Origin of the sequence: Paenibacillus sp. FSL R5-0470 (assembly GCF_037975205.1) — a bacterium.
GTDB lineage: Bacteria > Bacillota > Bacilli > Paenibacillales > Paenibacillaceae > Paenibacillus_AQ.
Genome location: NZ_CP150238.1, coordinates 3364086 through 3381032 on the forward strand (window position 1 = coordinate 3364086; position 16947 = coordinate 3381032).

15 protein-coding genes are annotated in these 16947 nt (G+C 40.6%); 12 read left to right on the forward strand and 3 right to left on the reverse strand.

Annotation, left to right across the window (positions count from 1 at the left end):
* Nucleotides 1–47: 47 nt before the first annotated feature.
* The 6 genes from MKY99_RS14780 (at nucleotide 48) to MKY99_RS14805 (ending at nucleotide 7396) form a co-directional block, all read left to right on the forward strand.
* Entirely contained in the window at nucleotides 48–3215 is a 3168-nt protein-coding gene (locus tag MKY99_RS14780; RefSeq protein ID WP_339271347.1) for an ATP-binding cassette domain-containing protein, read from the forward strand.
* A 244-nt stretch (nucleotides 3216–3459) separates the two neighbouring features.
* Nucleotides 3460–4776, forward strand: a complete 1317-nt coding sequence (locus MKY99_RS14785) for a NosD domain-containing protein (protein WP_339271349.1) — start codon at nucleotides 3460–3462, stop codon at nucleotides 4774–4776.
* Nucleotides 4773–5330 carry a nitrous oxide reductase accessory protein NosL gene (locus MKY99_RS14790; RefSeq protein ID WP_339271351.1) on the forward strand — a complete coding sequence of 186 codons (558 nt, stop codon included), beginning with the start codon at nucleotides 4773–4775 and terminating at the stop codon, nucleotides 5328–5330. Before MKY99_RS14785 ends, MKY99_RS14790 begins: the two co-directional genes overlap by 4 nt.
* Complete coding sequence (locus MKY99_RS14795; protein ID WP_076286793.1) at nucleotides 5330–6151, forward strand: ABC transporter permease; 822 nt, start codon at nucleotides 5330–5332, stop codon at nucleotides 6149–6151. The genes MKY99_RS14790 and MKY99_RS14795 overlap by 1 nt, the downstream gene beginning before the upstream one ends.
* Nucleotides 6144–6863 carry an ABC transporter ATP-binding protein gene (locus MKY99_RS14800; protein WP_339271353.1) on the forward strand — a complete coding sequence of 240 codons (720 nt, stop codon included), beginning with the start codon at nucleotides 6144–6146 and terminating at the stop codon, nucleotides 6861–6863. Before MKY99_RS14795 ends, MKY99_RS14800 begins: the two co-directional genes overlap by 8 nt.
* A gap of 2 nt (nucleotides 6864–6865) precedes the next feature.
* Nucleotides 6866–7396 (forward strand): redoxin domain-containing protein, encoded by a 531-nt coding sequence (locus tag MKY99_RS14805; RefSeq protein WP_339271354.1) that lies wholly within the window; start codon nucleotides 6866–6868, stop codon nucleotides 7394–7396.
* On the opposite strand, the gene MKY99_RS14810 is transcribed toward MKY99_RS14805, so the two are convergent.
* Nucleotides 7359–8393 (reverse strand): PocR ligand-binding domain-containing protein, encoded by a 1035-nt coding sequence (locus MKY99_RS14810; RefSeq protein WP_339271356.1) that lies wholly within the window; start codon nucleotides 8391–8393, stop codon nucleotides 7359–7361. The two genes, MKY99_RS14805 and MKY99_RS14810, sit on opposite strands and share 38 nt — an antisense overlap.
* 202 nt (nucleotides 8394–8595) lie before the next feature.
* On the opposite strand from MKY99_RS14810, the gene MKY99_RS14815 reads away from it, so the two are divergent.
* The 6 genes from MKY99_RS14815 to MKY99_RS14840 all read left to right on the forward strand — a co-directional run bounded on the left by MKY99_RS14815 (nucleotide 8596) and on the right by MKY99_RS14840 (nucleotide 15269).
* The gene (locus MKY99_RS14815) at nucleotides 8596–9732 is read left to right on the forward strand and encodes a glycerol dehydrogenase (RefSeq protein ID WP_339271358.1); all 1137 of its coding nucleotides are present in this window, start codon (nucleotides 8596–8598) and stop codon (nucleotides 9730–9732) included.
* Between the two features lies 1 nt (nucleotide 9733).
* Nucleotides 9734–11494 (forward strand): dihydroxyacetone kinase subunit DhaK, encoded by a 1761-nt coding sequence (gene dhaK / locus MKY99_RS14820; RefSeq protein WP_339271360.1) that lies wholly within the window; start codon nucleotides 9734–9736, stop codon nucleotides 11492–11494.
* Between the two features lie 284 nt (nucleotides 11495–11778).
* Entirely contained in the window at nucleotides 11779–12753 is a 975-nt protein-coding gene (locus MKY99_RS14825; protein WP_339271362.1) for an AraC family transcriptional regulator, read from the forward strand.
* A gap of 130 nt (nucleotides 12754–12883) precedes the next feature.
* Entirely contained in the window at nucleotides 12884–13873 is a 990-nt protein-coding gene (locus MKY99_RS14830; RefSeq protein ID WP_339271364.1) for an ABC transporter substrate-binding protein, read from the forward strand.
* Nucleotides 13874–14024: 151 nt separating this feature from the next.
* Complete coding sequence (locus MKY99_RS14835) at nucleotides 14025–14228, forward strand: biotin transporter BioY (RefSeq protein ID WP_339271366.1); 204 nt, start codon at nucleotides 14025–14027, stop codon at nucleotides 14226–14228.
* A gap of 141 nt (nucleotides 14229–14369) precedes the next feature.
* The gene (locus tag MKY99_RS14840; protein ID WP_081382910.1) at nucleotides 14370–15269 is read left to right on the forward strand and encodes a glycerophosphodiester phosphodiesterase; all 900 of its coding nucleotides are present in this window, start codon (nucleotides 14370–14372) and stop codon (nucleotides 15267–15269) included.
* Between the two features lie 35 nt (nucleotides 15270–15304).
* On the opposite strand, the gene MKY99_RS14845 is transcribed toward MKY99_RS14840, so the two are convergent.
* Both MKY99_RS14845 and MKY99_RS14850 read right to left on the reverse strand, forming a co-directional pair.
* On the reverse strand, nucleotides 15305–15874 hold the full coding sequence (locus MKY99_RS14845; protein WP_076299739.1) for a hypothetical protein: 570 nt from the start codon (nucleotides 15872–15874) through the stop codon (nucleotides 15305–15307).
* Between the two features lie 180 nt (nucleotides 15875–16054).
* The gene (locus MKY99_RS14850; RefSeq protein WP_042188277.1) at nucleotides 16055–16924 is read right to left on the reverse strand and encodes an AraC family transcriptional regulator; all 870 of its coding nucleotides are present in this window, start codon (nucleotides 16922–16924) and stop codon (nucleotides 16055–16057) included.
* Nucleotides 16925–16947: the final 23 nt, after the last annotated feature.

Here is a 16947-nt window from a genome sequence, read left to right on the forward strand (position 1 = left end):
ATGATGGCAATACTAAATGAAGAGAATGGAGATGAGATGATACCACTATGAAAATCAACCGATTGATTGCGAACAATATTAATAAGTTAGATGCAGTACTTCCAGTTGACCAATCCCTAGGGATTGCTGGTTTATCCGGATCCGGTAAAACCACCTTTTGTCAAACCATCGGCGAAGAATCCAAGAAACGTCTCGTTTCTTTATTGCCAAAGGCAGAATATCAGTATTTATTCCCTAACATTATGGAGACTAATTTCAGTGCGATTCAGATGGAAGAAATGCCACTCGTACTTTTTCTAGGGAGATCATCTATTTCTTCCAATCCTCGTTCAACCATTGGCACACATACGGGCGTGTTCACAGAGATTCGAGTTGCGATTGCTGAACAATATAACCTATCGCCAGAGGTTTTTTCATTTAATAATGAATTAGGCTGGTGCCCAGATTGTAAAGGTCGCGGCACTACTAAAAATGTCGAATGTAAAAAGTGTAAGGGTAAGCGATATAATCACGAAGCTGAACAATACAAAATGGAGTTATTAGATCAAGACAAGAGTATCTCCGATATTAATGACTTAAGCATTGAAACCATTTTTTCTCTAGCAGAAGTTCTAAACATTAGTGAAGGTAAACAAAACATTCTAAAGAACATAATCCATATGAATATTGGTTATCTAACCTTAAATCGAATAATGGGTACCTTGTCAGGTGGAGAGTTAACACGACTTTACTTGGCAGAATTCATGGCAACCAGTGAAAATACAGTAATTATCATTGACGAAATCTCTGTGGGTCTTGATCACCAAACCCTTTTGAAAATATTAGAGCAGATAAAACAACTAGGATTTAAGAATCAAATTTGGCTTATTGATCATTCGGATACCGTATTAGACATAACGGACGAGCAATTGTTCTTTGGACCAGGAAGTGGTAAATACGGCGGAAAAATCGTTGAAGAATCGCCACGTCCGGCGCCCATCAATGGAGAAATAAATCAGACAGCTCCAACTGAATATTATCATTTTCATGATCTTTACTGTCGTAATATTCAAATCGCCGAAATTCAGATTCCCCGTAATAGACTTGTAACGTTCACTGGGGAATCTGGCTGCGGCAAATCTACATTGGTCAATGAGTGTATGTCCAAGGATTTTGTGAAGCGATATCCCAAGGATAAGCTGGTGATTGTGGGGCAGGATCGAAATCAATCGATTACCAGCCGGTCTACGGTTGCGACTTTTCTTGATATTAAGAGAAAGCTCACAAAATATAGCGAAGAGATTGATGATATTTTTCAGCGCTCAATTGAAGATATTATTGATGAACTGCCAAATGAAGACATCGCTCATAAACGTTTAAGTTTATTGATCAAGCTCGGGCTGGGTTATTTAACGTTGGAAAGAAAAACACAGTCTTTATCCACAGGTGAATTTCAATGTGTTCATTTAGTCTCCGAGCTATTTGCAGGTTCAAGAAACCCCAATACACTTTTCATTTTTGACGAGCCTTCCAAAGGGTTATCACAAAATATTCTAAATCAATTCATTGATAGCATTAGAGACATTCTTCAGGACGAATCCGTCTCCATAATGATGATTGAACATAACTCGTATATGCTGGAAAATTCTGATTTTATCGTTGATTTTGGTAAAAGACAGCTTGAACCTGTTGAGCATCTAGAAGTTGTAAGTCATGAAGATTATTATCTCCAGCAAATCAGTGAAGATCATGTCGCTCCATTGCAGATTTCTTCAACACTGCGGCAACAAAATGGCATTAACTATTTAAAAGAAAATCAAATTGCCTACTTTAAAAATGCGGAAAACGTTTATAAAGGTGGCATCTTAAAAAGCTTATCTTCTATGGCGCGTTTGATATATGGTGAATATGAATCAGATACCATTGCACCTGTCATCGCCATTGATCTGGAAAGACACCTATATAGTCAATATACTTTTCTATATGAAATTGGTGGCTTGATCAACCAAATTGTAACAGCACATCCGACCAATAAAGATACAAATAGCTTCGATTTCTATAATCAAGACAATCATTGTCCATGCTGCAAGGGACGTCGAGTCATTGAAAAATTTGATTTTGAAGTTGTTCTTCAGAATAAAAATGTGCCATTTTGGGATGGCTTATTGCATCCAGATGCAATGGATATTCTGAAATTCTATCAATTCCCCAAAATCAAATTCATCTTTGATGAGATTAAGAATGAACTCGGACAAGATATCAGTAAGAGTTATAATGAGATGATGGATGCAGAAAAGCATACATTTTGGTACGGATATTGGGAAAAGTCATTTTATGATAAAGCAAGCAAGGCAACGAGAACTTGGGAAGGCTTTAATTACATCATTGGGAACTACATGGTGATATCGAAAGCGATTATTAAAGAGCATATTAAACAATCCAAAATACTGATTACCTGTCCAATCTGTGAAGGAACCGTACTAAATCATCATAAGAAGCTAAAGTTTGGCGACACAGATATTCGTGAGATCATTGGACTACCTCTTGATCAAGTGATCAGTACCGTTGGCAAATTACCGGTGCTTGAAAAAATGAAAGCTATTGTCGGCGGTGATATGGTTCTAGCAGAGGATGTCTCTCTATTGCCTAGGAAAATACAAGTTGCTCTAAAAATGCTTGAACTTGAAGTAGCGAGCTTTGCGCACTATGAAATGGTATTACAAAATGCACTGCCATTCTGGGGCGATATTAGCGGCAGTATTGAATCTATTAGCTTGAATAATCAGATTACGATTTGTGATTTTGAGAATATCACCGAAACCAGAGAATACATCATTGATAAGTATTTCACGAATGGAAAATACAAAAAGCTGACTTATGTCTACGAAGCGTTTGGTTACAAAAAACTGGTCACTCTAATTAATAAGATAAAAGCTAGTCAGCCATGTCCATTCTGTAAAGGAAAGAAAGTCATATCCGAAGATGGACTTCACGATGGCGTTTATAAGTTAACGATTCCATGTGTTAGTTGTTACGCAAGTGGCATTAATGATGAAGGGCGTAAAGAAATTGTCGAAGGCATTGACGTACAAACTTGGCTAACTGGCAATGTTAGTGATGTTATGTCTGAAAGCTCAAATATTGATGCTGTAGCAGATATTCCAATTTTCAATCGTATTCGGGAGTTAAATAAACAAGAAATGATGGCCGTTTATCAATACCTTGAAAATAATTAGTTAACCTAATGAAACCGCGCTATGCGCGGTTTTTTATTATATGGACACACATTTGGGATAGTAAACGATGTGACATAACTCACAATTTAGACACATCTTATTAATAGGGATAGCTACATTGAGCTATAGGCATGCAACTTCCTTTTCTTTACAATTAGGCAAATGATAGATTAGAGAATGAATTACTGATAGGGGGTGAACAATGGTTATACGCAAAAGTTTCTGTCACCTCAGAGTAATGCTAATGATGTTATTCAGCCTTTTCTTAATAATCACGATCTACAGTGGGAGTGCCAGTGCAAATACTACTTCGAAAGCGGTTCCACTCCAGCCGATTATTAATGCGGCCCAAATCGGAGATTCGATTACTTTAGCTCCAGGTACTTACCTGGGTCCGGTTCAAATTGATAAAAGGCTGACGATTAGCGGGGAAGGAAGGGCAACACTATTAAATTTATCTCCCGATGCTGAGGTTGCAGTTATGATTCAGGCTGATGGGGTAAAGCTTCAAGGACTTAATATACAGCAGCATAACGGGGGAGAAGCAGCAGCGATTCGGGTGGAAGCCGATCAGGTAACTTTGAAAGATTTAGTCATACATACATTTGGCTTTGGCATTATGCTACGTGAGGCTGATAGTGGAGTTATAGTAAACAATAAAATCCGTTGGTTTATACCTAAAGGTGCTGCTTCGGGAAAAAGAGGTAATGGCATCGATCTCTATAACTCTCATGGTTCAGATATCAGAGAGAATGAAATCTCTTATCTCCGAGATGGCATTTATTTAGAGAAGAGTCGCAATACAAAGGTTGATCACAATCGGCTCTATCATTTACGATACGGTGTTCACTGTATGTATATCAATGGATCATCTGTTACGAACAATATTGGAGAATACAACATTACTGGCGCGATGGTGATGGGAGTGAGCGACGTTATGGTATCAAGAAACTCTTTCCGTAAACAAAATCAGAATGTTCATTCTCAAGGAATCCTGCTCTTTGACGTTCGTACCTCTCAGATTGTAAATAACCTCGTGGAAGGAAATCGGGTAGGAATCTATATGCAACAATCCTCCGACAACACTCTCCAGAATAATATGGTGCTCCGAAATTATATTGGGATTCAATTTGAGGGTTCTGAAGGCAACCGCTTTCAGAAGAATGCTTTTATTGCCAATGTGATTGAAGCACAGGCAACGGATTCTAAGAATAATAAGATGACGAGAAATTTTTGGGATTCATTCGAAGGTCTGGATGTATCGGGTGATGGCATAAGTGATCTGCCATATGCTATTAATCCATTTTATCAGCAATTAGTTACAGAAAATGCTGCTTATCAGCTCTTTTTTCAATCACCGGGCATGACATTTTTAAGCGATCTGTATACAAATGATAAAGAACAATGGTCCACCGATCCAGAGCCGCTTATGCAATTGGATTCAGTTCATGCAGATGTTGGACAAGTTAGTGAGGGGCAAGGGTCGGTGATGGTAGCCGGTTGGCTGCTTTTGTTTTTCTCTGTGATCACAATACTATATATGGGGGTATTACGGTTATGAAAAAATGGAGTTTAATGCTGATGTTGATGGTGGGTTTGTTAATTCTAGCGGCTTGTGGTTCCAAACAGTTTGAACCTTTGGCGATTAATGAAGAAGTTGATATTTGCGCGATTTGCAATATGCAGGTTAAGGACGATGCCTTTGCTACTCAGCTAACAACGAAAGACGGGAAGAATTATAAGTTTGATGATATTGGTTGTATGAATGAATGGAAGAACAAGAATGGAACCAAAAACATCGGAAAGGATTATGTCCGTGACTATAACGACAAAGAATGGGTGGAATTCAGTAAGGCAAGCTTTGTCTATGATGAGACACTACGCACACCTATGGCTTATGGAGTTATCAGCTTCAAGGACACTGCTTCAGCCGAAGCTTTTGTGAAGGAACAAGGTGTTGGCAGCGTTCTGTCCGCAAGTGATCTGTCCAAGCATGAATGGAAACAAAATACGGATATGATGCAAATGGATATGAATGGCGGAGAAGGTCATATGGACGAGCATAAGTCTGAGGAAATGGAAGGTATGACATCGGATAAAGAGATGGATATGTAATGGTTGATATCCTGCAAGTCGCACGCAGAGAGATTAAAATGGGGTTTCGAAATCCATGGGCTTATTCTTTTTTGGCATTATTTTGTGCGTTTAGTCTTGGCTTACTGCTGATTAATGCACAAAATGAGATTCAAGGCTACACCGCAGTTACAGGTTCCATGCTAAGTCTGATTTTGTATCTGCTGCCGCTTATGACCTTATTCCTAGGCTCTTTTTCACTGACCTCAGAAAAGGAAGAAGGTAGTTGGCAGCTTTTATCTACTTATCCAATAGGAACATTGTCATTTATTCTTGGCAAGTATGTGGGGCTGGCTGTCGTATTACTTACGGTTGTGGCTTTCGGCTATGGTTTAATGGGAATGATTAGTGGATTCTTGGGCATGGCCTATGATTCTACTACTTACTTTCTATTTTTGTTGTTTTCCGCAGGACTTGTTTTACTATTCTTGACCATCGCCTTGTTTATCGGTTCATTATCAAGAAACCGCTGGCAGGCGCTGACTGTTTCTGTTGCTGTGTGGTTTTTCACAGTAATAGGGTGGCCGACCTTTTTGATCGCCTTTTTAGGTTTAATGCCTTATCTCTGGATTAAGCCCTTGCTGGTCGTATTCACAATACTCAACCCAGCAGAGCTTGTTCGGTTATTCGTTGTAATTAAGCTGGGCGGAGGTTCAGTACTGGGACCTGAATATTACCAATGGGTAGAATGGATAAATGGTTCGAAGGGTAGCTTGTTGTTTATGGGAGTCTGTCTAGTCTGGATGTTGAGCTCGATCCTGTTTGTATATTGGATATGGGAAAGGGGGCGCTCTCGTGGATAACTCCTTAGTGAATGTAAGAGGAATCTCTAAGGTTATTAAAAAGCAAACAATAGTTGAAGAGATTAGCTTTCAAATCCCCACTGGAAGCATACTTGCACTATGTGGCGGTAACGGGGCTGGCAAAAGCACCGTTTTGCGAATGGTTGCGGGTATTCTTCAGCCTACGGTGGGCGAAATCTCAGTGGGTGGTTTATACTGGCACAAATCACGCAAACAATTCTCGAAACAAATCGGTTATATGCCGGATGATTATCAATTCAATCAGGGGCTGTCGGCAGAGGAAGCTCTGACTTTTTGGGCCGCTCTCCGTAGGGTACCCAATCGCAAAGCGAGAGTAAACGAAGTCCTTGGCTTAGTAGGTCTACAGGATAAACCAAATCGTCTGGTCAACACCTTTTCAAAGGGAATGCGTCAGCGTATCTTATTTGCTCAGGCATTGCTGGCCAAGCCTTCGTTGCTAATTATGGACGAACCCACAAACGGTCTTGACCCTTTCTGGATGAATGAATTCGTAGACCTACTCCAAAGAATCAAGGAAGAAGGGCATACTGTTATTTTCTCCACACACCAGTTAGAAATCGCTGATAAGATCGCAGATCAGATTGTCTTTTTAAGTCATGGAAGAAATGTTGGTTCAGGTCCGACCAAAGAATTTCATGCGAAATTTGGTTCTCTGTATACAGCCTTTAATCATAGTCTGGGTCTGAAATGAGCATGCGTCGAATCATTGCTTTGCTGGTGATCATCGCAGCTGTCACGACTGTTGTATGGGTATTTAGCCATAATGAAACAAGAGATTCATCTGAGAGGATTGCAGTGGGCTCTATCGCTCCCGAATTTGAAGCTACTACTATAGAAGGTAAAAAGGTTCGACTAAGCGATTTTCAGGGACAGATTGTGGTGCTTAACTTTTGGGCTTCCTGGTGCACGTCATGTGTGCGTGAAATGCCCCTTCTGAATGACATTCACAAATCCACTAGTTCTCAAATTGAAACCTTGTTTATTAATGTTGGTGAGTCTAAAGGGACTGTATCAGAATATCTTAAGGATCACAGTTTTTCTTTTCCAGTTGTCATCGATGTTTCCGGAAAAATATCTACTTCATTCGGAGTTAGAGCGCTTCCTGCTACGTTTATTATAAACGGAGAGGGAAAGATCAAAGAGGCTATATTAGGCGAAATCACAGATTTCCCCTTAATGCAACTAATCAATTCATATACATATTCCGGTATACAGCTGGAGTGAGATTCTCGAACCGTTTGAAGGTTTTAATAAAATAACCAGTATCACAAAATCCTAAATCATCGCTCACTTGATTAATAGGTGCGTCTGTGGTTTCCAGCAACTGCTTGGCCCATTCAATTTTGAGCCTGGCAACGAAGAGGGAGAAGTTCTCGCCTGTTTCTTTTGTAAATATGCGACTGAAATAACTAGGGCTGATATGACAAAGCTTGGCCATTTCTTTTAGGCTGAAATTTTCATTTTTGTGCGCATAGATGTAATCGAACGCAGGCTGAAGCACTGCATTTGAAGAGACCAACTTTTGTGCTCCATTTTTCAATTTGGTCTCAATAAGCGCTCCTGACAACTCTTGCTGCAGAGACTGAATTTTGCGATAAGTAAGGTCTGTCTCCTCGAAAGATTCTGCTGAAGCAGATATATCGATATCTGTGGTCAGTACTCTTTTGTACAAATCAACGGTAGTACGCTTTTGAATGGCTTCTTCCACGATGTAAGTACTTAACTGTAGAAGTAGGTCCACACACTTGGTTACCTCATCGTAGGATAGGACAGGAAGTGCTTCGTAATCCTCTTTGAGCGCTTGAAACTTCATGTTCGACTCAACATTAGGTGGCCTAGATACTATCTGCTCCAGCTGTGACACATCAGGTTCACGAAGCTTAAGCTGTCCAGCCATAATTGCACCCAAATATTGATCGTCAATAATAATTGGAATCGCGATATCGATAATGTTGAAATGGCATAAATAAATATAAGGCTTGTTCTGGCGTACAGCTTCAATGCCGGCACGAGCATCACATTTTTGACAATAAGGAGAGAGAGTAGAATCTTGGCGAACGCCTTGGCAGAAAGGCTGACAGAAGCTGTGCTTAGTCACGGGAACGCCTTTATAATCTACGGTAAGAATCGCCATTTTAGTCACGAGTGATAAAGAATCCTGCAGTTTCTCCCATTTCTTCAAATCAATTATTTCTTCTAAATTAAATCGAGATTTGGACATCACGATATTCTCCTAGGTAAGTTATAGAAACATATTGAACATTATAGCGAATTTTTGCTCAAAAGGACAAGATAATACTATTCCTTAATAAGAAGACAAAAAAACTCGATAAGAAAACGCTTTATTCTGATCTTATTGTTTCATGCATACCGAAATAGAGCAATCTATAATAATAACTATATACAACCTAGGAGGAATGAAAATGAGAAGAGCGTTTATCAGTCCGACGAAATATGTGCAAGGTGAGAATGAACTTTTGAATTTAGGCTATTTTGTAAAAACATTCGGTGATTCCGCACTGCTCATTGCACATCCAGATGATGTTACACGTGTGAAAGATAAATTGGAGTCAACTAAACAGAAATTTAATATAACGCTTGTTGAAAGTGGCTTCCATGGGGAATGCTCAAGACAAGAAGTTGCAAGATTACAGGCTCTGGCTAAGGAACATCAATGTGCATGTACGATTGGTTTGGGTGGAGGCAAGGCGATTGATACGGCAAAATGCGTAGCAGAAGGTGAAGCATTGATTATCGTTCCAACGATAGCAGCCACTGATGCACCAACGAGCCACTCCGCGGTACTCTATACCCCAGAAGGTGAGTTTGATGATTATGCTTATTTCAAACAAAGCCCAAGTGTAGTCATGATCGATACAACAGTCATTGCCAAAGCGCCAACAAGATTTCTTGTTGCAGGGATGGGTGATGCACTCTCAACTTATTTCGAAGCTAGAGCTACAGCAAATTCTTATTCCAATGTGAATGCGGGATTGCCTTGCGGGGTTCGTGAAGGTGTTTGTGGGGAAGCTAAAGGAACGATAACCGCACTAGGTCTTGCCAAACTGTGTTATGACACTTTACTTGAAAATGGATTCAAGGCGAAGCAGGCTTGCGATCTGAATATCGTAACCCCAGCCTTGGAGAATATCATTGAAACGAATATTTTGTTATCGGGACTAGGCTTTGAAAGTGGAGGATTGGCTGCGATTCATGCGATCCATAATGGTTTAACAGCTTTAGAAGGAACGCATCATTATTATCATGGTGAGAAGGTAGCCTTCAGTACAATTGCTCAATTGGTGCTTGAAAATGCAGACCGTACCGAATTAAGAGAAGTATTGGATTTCTGCCTGTCTATTGGGCTTCCGGTGTGCTTAGCAGATATCGGAGTGGAGCAAGTCACTTACGAAGAACTTCTTGAGGTTGCTCAAAAAGCTTGTATTGCTGAGGAATCGATTCATTCGATGCCGTTCCCAATTACAGAAGAAGCCGTAGCATCTGCGATTATGGCTGCCGACCAATTAGGCCGTCAATACAAATTAAGTAAGGAGCTTTAAGATGAAGAAAATTATGAATAAGCCGGAAACGCTAGTCCGGGAAATGTGTAATGGACTTGTCTTAGCGCATCCTGAGCTGGATTTCAACGATAAATTCAAAGTGATTTCTAAAAAAGAGATCAACACCGATAAAGTTACACTTATAAGCGGTGGCGGTAGTGGGCATGAACCGGCCCATGCCGGGTTCGTAGGCAGCGGTATGCTGGATGCAGCCGTGTGTGGTGATGTGTTTGCTTCTCCATCCCAGATTCAGGTCTACCAAGCGATCCGTAGCTCTGCTAGTAAAAAGGGAACGCTGCTTATTATTAAGAACTACAGCGGTGACATCATGAACTTTAAAAATGCGGCTCATCTCGCAAGTGAAGATGGCATACAAGTGGAATACGTTAAAGTAGACGATGACATTGCCGTTGAAGACAGTCTCTACACCGTAGGGAAACGAGGGGTGGCCGGAACTGTTCTCGTTCATAAAGTAGCCGGGGCTGCGGCAGAAGCAGGGCTGTCCCTGTCGGAAGTAAAAGAAGCGGCGCAACATGCGATTGACCATGTTCGCACCATCGGCTTCGCCTTTACATCTTGCACCGTTCCTGCCAAAGGAACCCCGACGTTCCATATCGAAGAGGATGAGATGGAATACGGTGTTGGAATTCACGGTGAACCTGGAATTCGCAGAGAAAAAGCCGTGTCAGCGGATGAACTCGCGCAGCGAATGGTTACGTCCTTGCTGAGCAACTTGCAAATGAACGATGAGTCGCAGCAAGAAGTTGCAGTTCTGATCAATGGATTTGGTGGAACACCACTGCAAGAGCTTTATTTGTTGAATAATTCTGTGATCCGTGAATTGACGGCGAAGAATAAGCAAGTGTTTAAAGTATTTGTCGGCAACTATATGACCAGCATCGATATGGCTGGCGCATCAGTGTCGATTATGAAGCTGGATGAGACGCTGAAGAAATGGTTGTCTGCTCCGTGTGATACACCGGCATTGTCGGTTAAAGGTCCATTTGAGCCTGTAAAATATACGGAAGTCATCAAGGAAGAGAAAGCAGACAGCACGGTATCCTTCAAGAATAATACGGATGCTGAAGCAGCGATAATTAAGAACAACCAGTTTTCCTTACAAAATATCGTATTTTTGATCGATCAAATGAGTGAGGTCATTATCGAGAATGAGGTACCGTTCTGCGAGCTAGACGCCCACGCCGGAGATGGTGATTTTGGGATGAGCGTAGCCAAGGGCTTTAAGCAGTTGAAAGTAGAATGGGAAGATATTCTAGCTAATCATCACAGCGATATCGGTGACTTCCTTGATGCTTGTTCATTGATCATTATGGAGCATTGTGGAGGAGCTTCAGGGCCGATCTGGGGATCGGGCTTCCGCGCTGCGAGCAAGACTGCGCTGCAGAAGCAGGAGTTATCCATTCAGGAATTTGCCAATATGATGCAAGCGGTTGTCAAAGGAATTCAAGATACGGGCGAAAGGTCTTTCGGGAGAGGTGCTGTCGTTGGAGACAAGACTTTAATTGATGCGCTTGTACCTTTTGCGGATGCCTGGACACAAAGCGCAGAACAAGGCGAAGATATAAAGCTGGCAGCTATCAAAGCTGCTGAGGCGGCAGTTCTCGGTGCCCGGAAGACTTCCGATATCGTCGCCCGTATGGGAAGAGCAGGCACGGTAGGTGAACGCAGCATTGGTTATCCGGATGCAGGAGCTTACGCGCTTGGAGTTATTTTCACAGAGCTAGCTAAATCGATGAGATAAGAGATAATATAAACTGAATCCGGATCTGAATAATGCTACGAAAGTTAAAAGCTGATTAACAGAAATCGACACCCCCTTATCCATTAGGATGAGGGGGTGTTTGTATTTGGAATCATACGCTAACACTCCTCATAAACTGTTCATTGCAGTTTAGCTAATGTCTCGAATATAATGATACAAATGATAATCGTTATCATTTAATATATGAATAAAGGTGATCTCCTCATGATAAAACACTACATTGGGGTTACAGCGTACTACAGATCTACTGAGGGTATGAATTAATGACAAGAAAATCAATTCATAACATCTATAACGGGTATTTCAATGCATTGTTTGAGACTCCGTCTATAAGGGACACCACAGAGCGAATGCATTTTTCACAACCTAGTGACCATGGATACGTCGATAGGGTTATCACATCTTCCGGGATCGAAATTGTAGATAGTGATTACCGTTTCACTAAGGATCGTTTAGTCCGAGTTCAATCCGAAGCAGCTATGATAGAGCTAAGCTTTTGTCTACAGGGCAGCGGAGAAGTTCATGTAACAGGCAATAGTCACGAGTTGGTGCCCGACAGTTGTTCATTGCAGCTCATGCGAGATTTCCAAGCCGAATTTCACTATCGCAGTGCTGAACCCATCCGTTTACTGTCCATTGGTGTACCGGTAACACTGTTCGATTCATGGATGGTAGAGCAAGGATCTCTACATACTTGCAGTTTATCCGGGCTGTTAGATACACAATCATTTCGTATGTTCCGTATGCCTATTCTTCCAGAAACCTCCCGAATATTGGTTCAATTGAGAGATTGCCCATATCATACCTCAATGCGCAGGTTATACGCAGAGGGTAAGGCATTAGAACTCCTTTCCGCATATTTGGGCGCTTTTCTTTTTGAGCAGAGTCATACTAAACGTAGCTTGCATTTATCTCGCACTGACCGGGAAAGTATTCGGAGAGCCAGAGAAATCATACTCGAGCAAATGGCAAACCCTCCATCACTCATAGAGCTTTCCAAGCTGGCGGGTATTAACGAATACAAATTAAAAGTTGGTTTTAAGGAAGAGTATGGTACGACTGTATTTGCCTATTTACGGAACAAACGTTTAGAAAAAGCATGGGAAATCATGCGTTGCGGGGAGAGTAGTGTTAGTCAAACAGCGACGATGGTAGGTTACAACAACTTTAGTCATTTTGCGGAGGCGTTTCGGAAGCAGTATGGAAAAAATCCTTCTGAAATAATAAAAAAACGTTAGACAACAAATAAATATCCGCCAAACCGTTATTCAATCCCTCTATCGGTAGTTTAGCCCTATCAGCAGAGTGTAAGATCGGACTTGCTAGTAGTGAGAATGATTATCAATAGATTGGAGAGGGTTGGAAAAAATGTTCAGTTTAAAACGTATCTCTTTTGTCGGAATCGCCTTATTCATGATGGTGATGTTGTACGGATGTGGGAATTCAGGGCAGGAGGCTCAAGGGGAGAACTCCCCACCTGCGGTAAAATCTGAACCCGTCGCTACGAATTCCTCCGAAACACGTACCATTAAGGACGCCAAGGGAGATGTTGAAATACCGGTAAACCCGGTTAGAATTGCCGATGTATCTGGCTCAACTGAAGAACTTTTAGTGCTTGGATATAAACCTGTGATTACCGGGAATACAGACATGGCTAATTCACTGGAAATCACACCTATTCTAAAAAAAGAACTGCCTAATGTAACGCCCGTTGGATGGTTTCAAACGGAAGTTAACTTGGAAGCGATTAGTGCAGCAAGTCCTGACTTGATACTGGCAGGGCCTACGCAAGAGAAAATCTATGATCAATTAAATATGATTGCTCCAACTGTAAGGGTTCCTTATGGCTTTAATGCTTTTAGAGAGCGGTTTGCCTTTGTTGCAGAGGTACTTGATAAGAAAACAGAAATGGATGAGTGGCTGAAGGCCTATGATCAACGTGCTCAACAACTGCATGATCAAATCACAAAGATAACTAATGAAGAAACGTTTGCGGTAATCGAAGCTACAGAGAAAGAAATCCGGATCTATTCCCGCACAGGTATTGCAGATATGATTTTTAATGATCTTGGATTACTCATCGCGCCAGGTACACCGGAACCAGACCCATGGGGAGGAAAAGTAACAAGTCTAGAAGCACTGTCTACCTTTAATCCAGACCACATCATTTTATTATCTGATAATGACCGGAATGTTCTAGACCAAAGTAAGGTCTGGAGCAGCCTAAAAGCTGTAAAATCGAAAAATATATATCGCATGACAAGCAGACAAAATTACAATGAAGCATTCTTTGCATTGGGGAAAGAGGCATTGCTGGAACAAATCGCTGAACAAATCAAGGAACATATCAACAAGTAGAGCTGTTCTGTTTAAAAATGTGTAGCTAAAAAACACTGATCCTAATCTGGATCAGTGTTTTTTAGTTCGAGATTCTTCCAACTTTATGAATCTAATCAATACATTCAATTTTCCTATGTAGGTTTTTTCATGAAAATCAAAGAATTTGTATATGCTGCATTATTCGCTGTATGTCAGAACTTGGAATCTGATTGTCGTAAATTTGATTTTTGGTGTAATGTTGATTAATCTGATAGGTGCGCCTATCATGGCATTGATTACGAATACTCCCATTTGGGCTAGATTAACAAGTGTGGTGATCTTTCTTCCAGGTGATATCATTAAAGCGGCTATTGCAGCCATCATTGCGATATAGCTTAGAATAATCCGCAGGTTTTACATAATTATAAATCAAGAGGAGATTTGATAGGATTATGAATGGTAATTAACTGGATATGATGTAGAAAACAGCACCAAGTAAACAACAATAAATTATTGAAAAGAAGAGGGAAGCTTTATGCAAAGGATTCAAAATTCTAAAATGTACTTTATATTTATTCACATATTTTTGTTGATCTTATTATGTACCTCAATGTATGCCTATTCTCCATGGATTCGTACTAAAGTGAAGGAAATTCTCGAGCCTGCGGACAAAGTCTATACCATTGCTCATCGTGGCGCTTCGGGATATGCTCCTGAGAATACTATACCTGCATTCGAACTAGCCATTGATATGGATACCGATTATATCGAGTTAGACATTCAGTTAACTAAGGATCGTGTTCCTGTTGTTATTCACGATGAAACTATTAATCGTACGACAAATGGAACGGGGTATGTTAAGAATTATACTTTAGAGCAGCTTTCGAAATTAGACGCTGGCTCTTGGTTTAACGAACAATATCCCATGTTTGCTAGGGATCAATATGCTGGATTACGTATTCCGACTTTAGAAGAGGTATTTGAAAGGTTTGGAAAAGAAGTGGACTATATGATTGAGATTAAAGATCCTGCTTTGAATCCGAATATCGAAACCATATTAAACGAACAAATTGAAAAATATAATCTGTCTGATCATGTTTCCGTACATTCATTTAGTGAGGCGAGTTTACGTAAGCTTCATTCGATTAACCCAGAGATCCCGCTTTATCAAATTGTTTGGTATAATATTCCGGTTTACAAAGTACCAGAGTCTTTTATCAATCGGGTGAAAACTTATGCAGTTGGTATTAGCCCTAACTTTCAAAGAATAAATTCCTCCTATGTGGCACAGGTGAAAAATTCGGGTCTAAAGGTATTTCCGTACACAGTGAATTATCAAGTGAATATGGACAAAGCCGTGGTTTGGGGCGTAGACGGGGTACATACCAACTTTCCTGACCGTTTTAATGAAGTGATTAAGAATAATAAGAAGTGAGGAAGTACGGAAACGGGAATTCAACTATCGGAAATTCATATGCCGAATACATCGATTTCAGAGACAGGATACCATGTTTTTGAATTTACGTCTTTAAAAAAAACTTGAATAGTATAGGTACCTTTTGTATTAAACGAATAAGTAAATTCGTTAGTTTTGAACCAAAAGTTTTCTTCACTTTTCTTAATTTGTTGATTATCGATAGTTTCTGTTTTATCTGCAGGATCAGTGATCGTAAGTTTTATATCTGAAATTTCTGTTTTTAAATGATCTACTTGTAATAAGGTTGAAAAGGCAAACCGCGCAGGGCTTTTTACCTTACCGAAAATCTCTCCATTGTTATCAAGCAATACCATGTTCACATTTGGCTTGTAGATTCGAACCGTTTTACTTGTTTCATCTAAAGCGATTAATGCAAACAAATTTTTAGAGAGCTGTTCAACAGGTAAGAGGATGTCCCCCTCGGATATTACTGCTGCCTGTTTTTGTACCACATTATTGAAATATAATGAAACTTCTGATTGGTTCGATGCGGCATAAATCATTGTTCCCGGTAGAATCATTATACAAAGTGCTAATATAGTCAGTTTAATTATTTTTCTCAATGAAATCTCCTCCTATATTTTTGTTATGTTAATTATACCCATAAGATGGAAGATAGTTTCTTTTATGCAATTAATAAAATAAAAAAAGGTCAGTAGAGGGGATTACCCTTTCTTGACCTTTTTGATGTTAAAATTAAGGAGCGATAGCAAGTACAAGACTGCTTCCTTTGTTCACCCTAACTAGAACCCTCTCACACTGCTTGGGGGTACTTTTCTATGTTTTTTGAAAGTCCGGCTGAAATAGTAGATATCACTGAAGCCAGTTGTGGTAGCGATTTCAGAAATCGTTAACTGGGTATGCCTTAGCAAATAATCTGCACGGTCTAAACGGACAGCATTTATATATTCCGAAATCGTATGACCAGTTAATTCCTTGAAGAGACGACTGAAATGGAAGCGGCTTAGCCCTGTTAGTGCCGCAAGTTCGTCAACTTGAATGGGCTCCTGGTAATGTGTATCGATATAACGCAAAACAGGTGCGAAGCGTTCAACGGTTTGAATACGTCTTTCTTGCTCAGCCTGTGAGAGTACGGTGACGATATGTCTGCGCAATAGCAACGTTAGCAGGCGGTATAGCTCGGACTTCACGGCCAGCTCATATCCAAATTCGCGAAGTTCCAGTTCCCGAATAATCGCCAGCGCACAGTCTGTAATGTGCTGATCCCCCCGGATATGATTACGTAACAGCAGCTGGTTCTGCTGAATCGGGGCGATGAACTTGGTCTCGGCAGCGTCGCTTACCGCACTATGCAGCAAAGAAGTATCTGCAATGATCGCATAATACAATAAATCAGAAGAAGCGCTCACCCCATAATGCAGCTCGTTGCTGTTCACAGCAACTAAATCACCAGCCCGTACGTTGATCGGTGTTCGTCCGCATTCAAAAACAGCCTCACCGCTTTCAATAAACAGAAACTCAAGATGCTCATGCCAATGATGTGGGAACAACAAAACTCCCTCTTGGTTGAAGCGCTGGGTATGTACTTTAATCGGAAACTCGGGATCCGGCATGTCCATGGGTTCCTGTAGATGTTTATCATAGTCCAACATTTATTGACTGCACCTCCTATAGC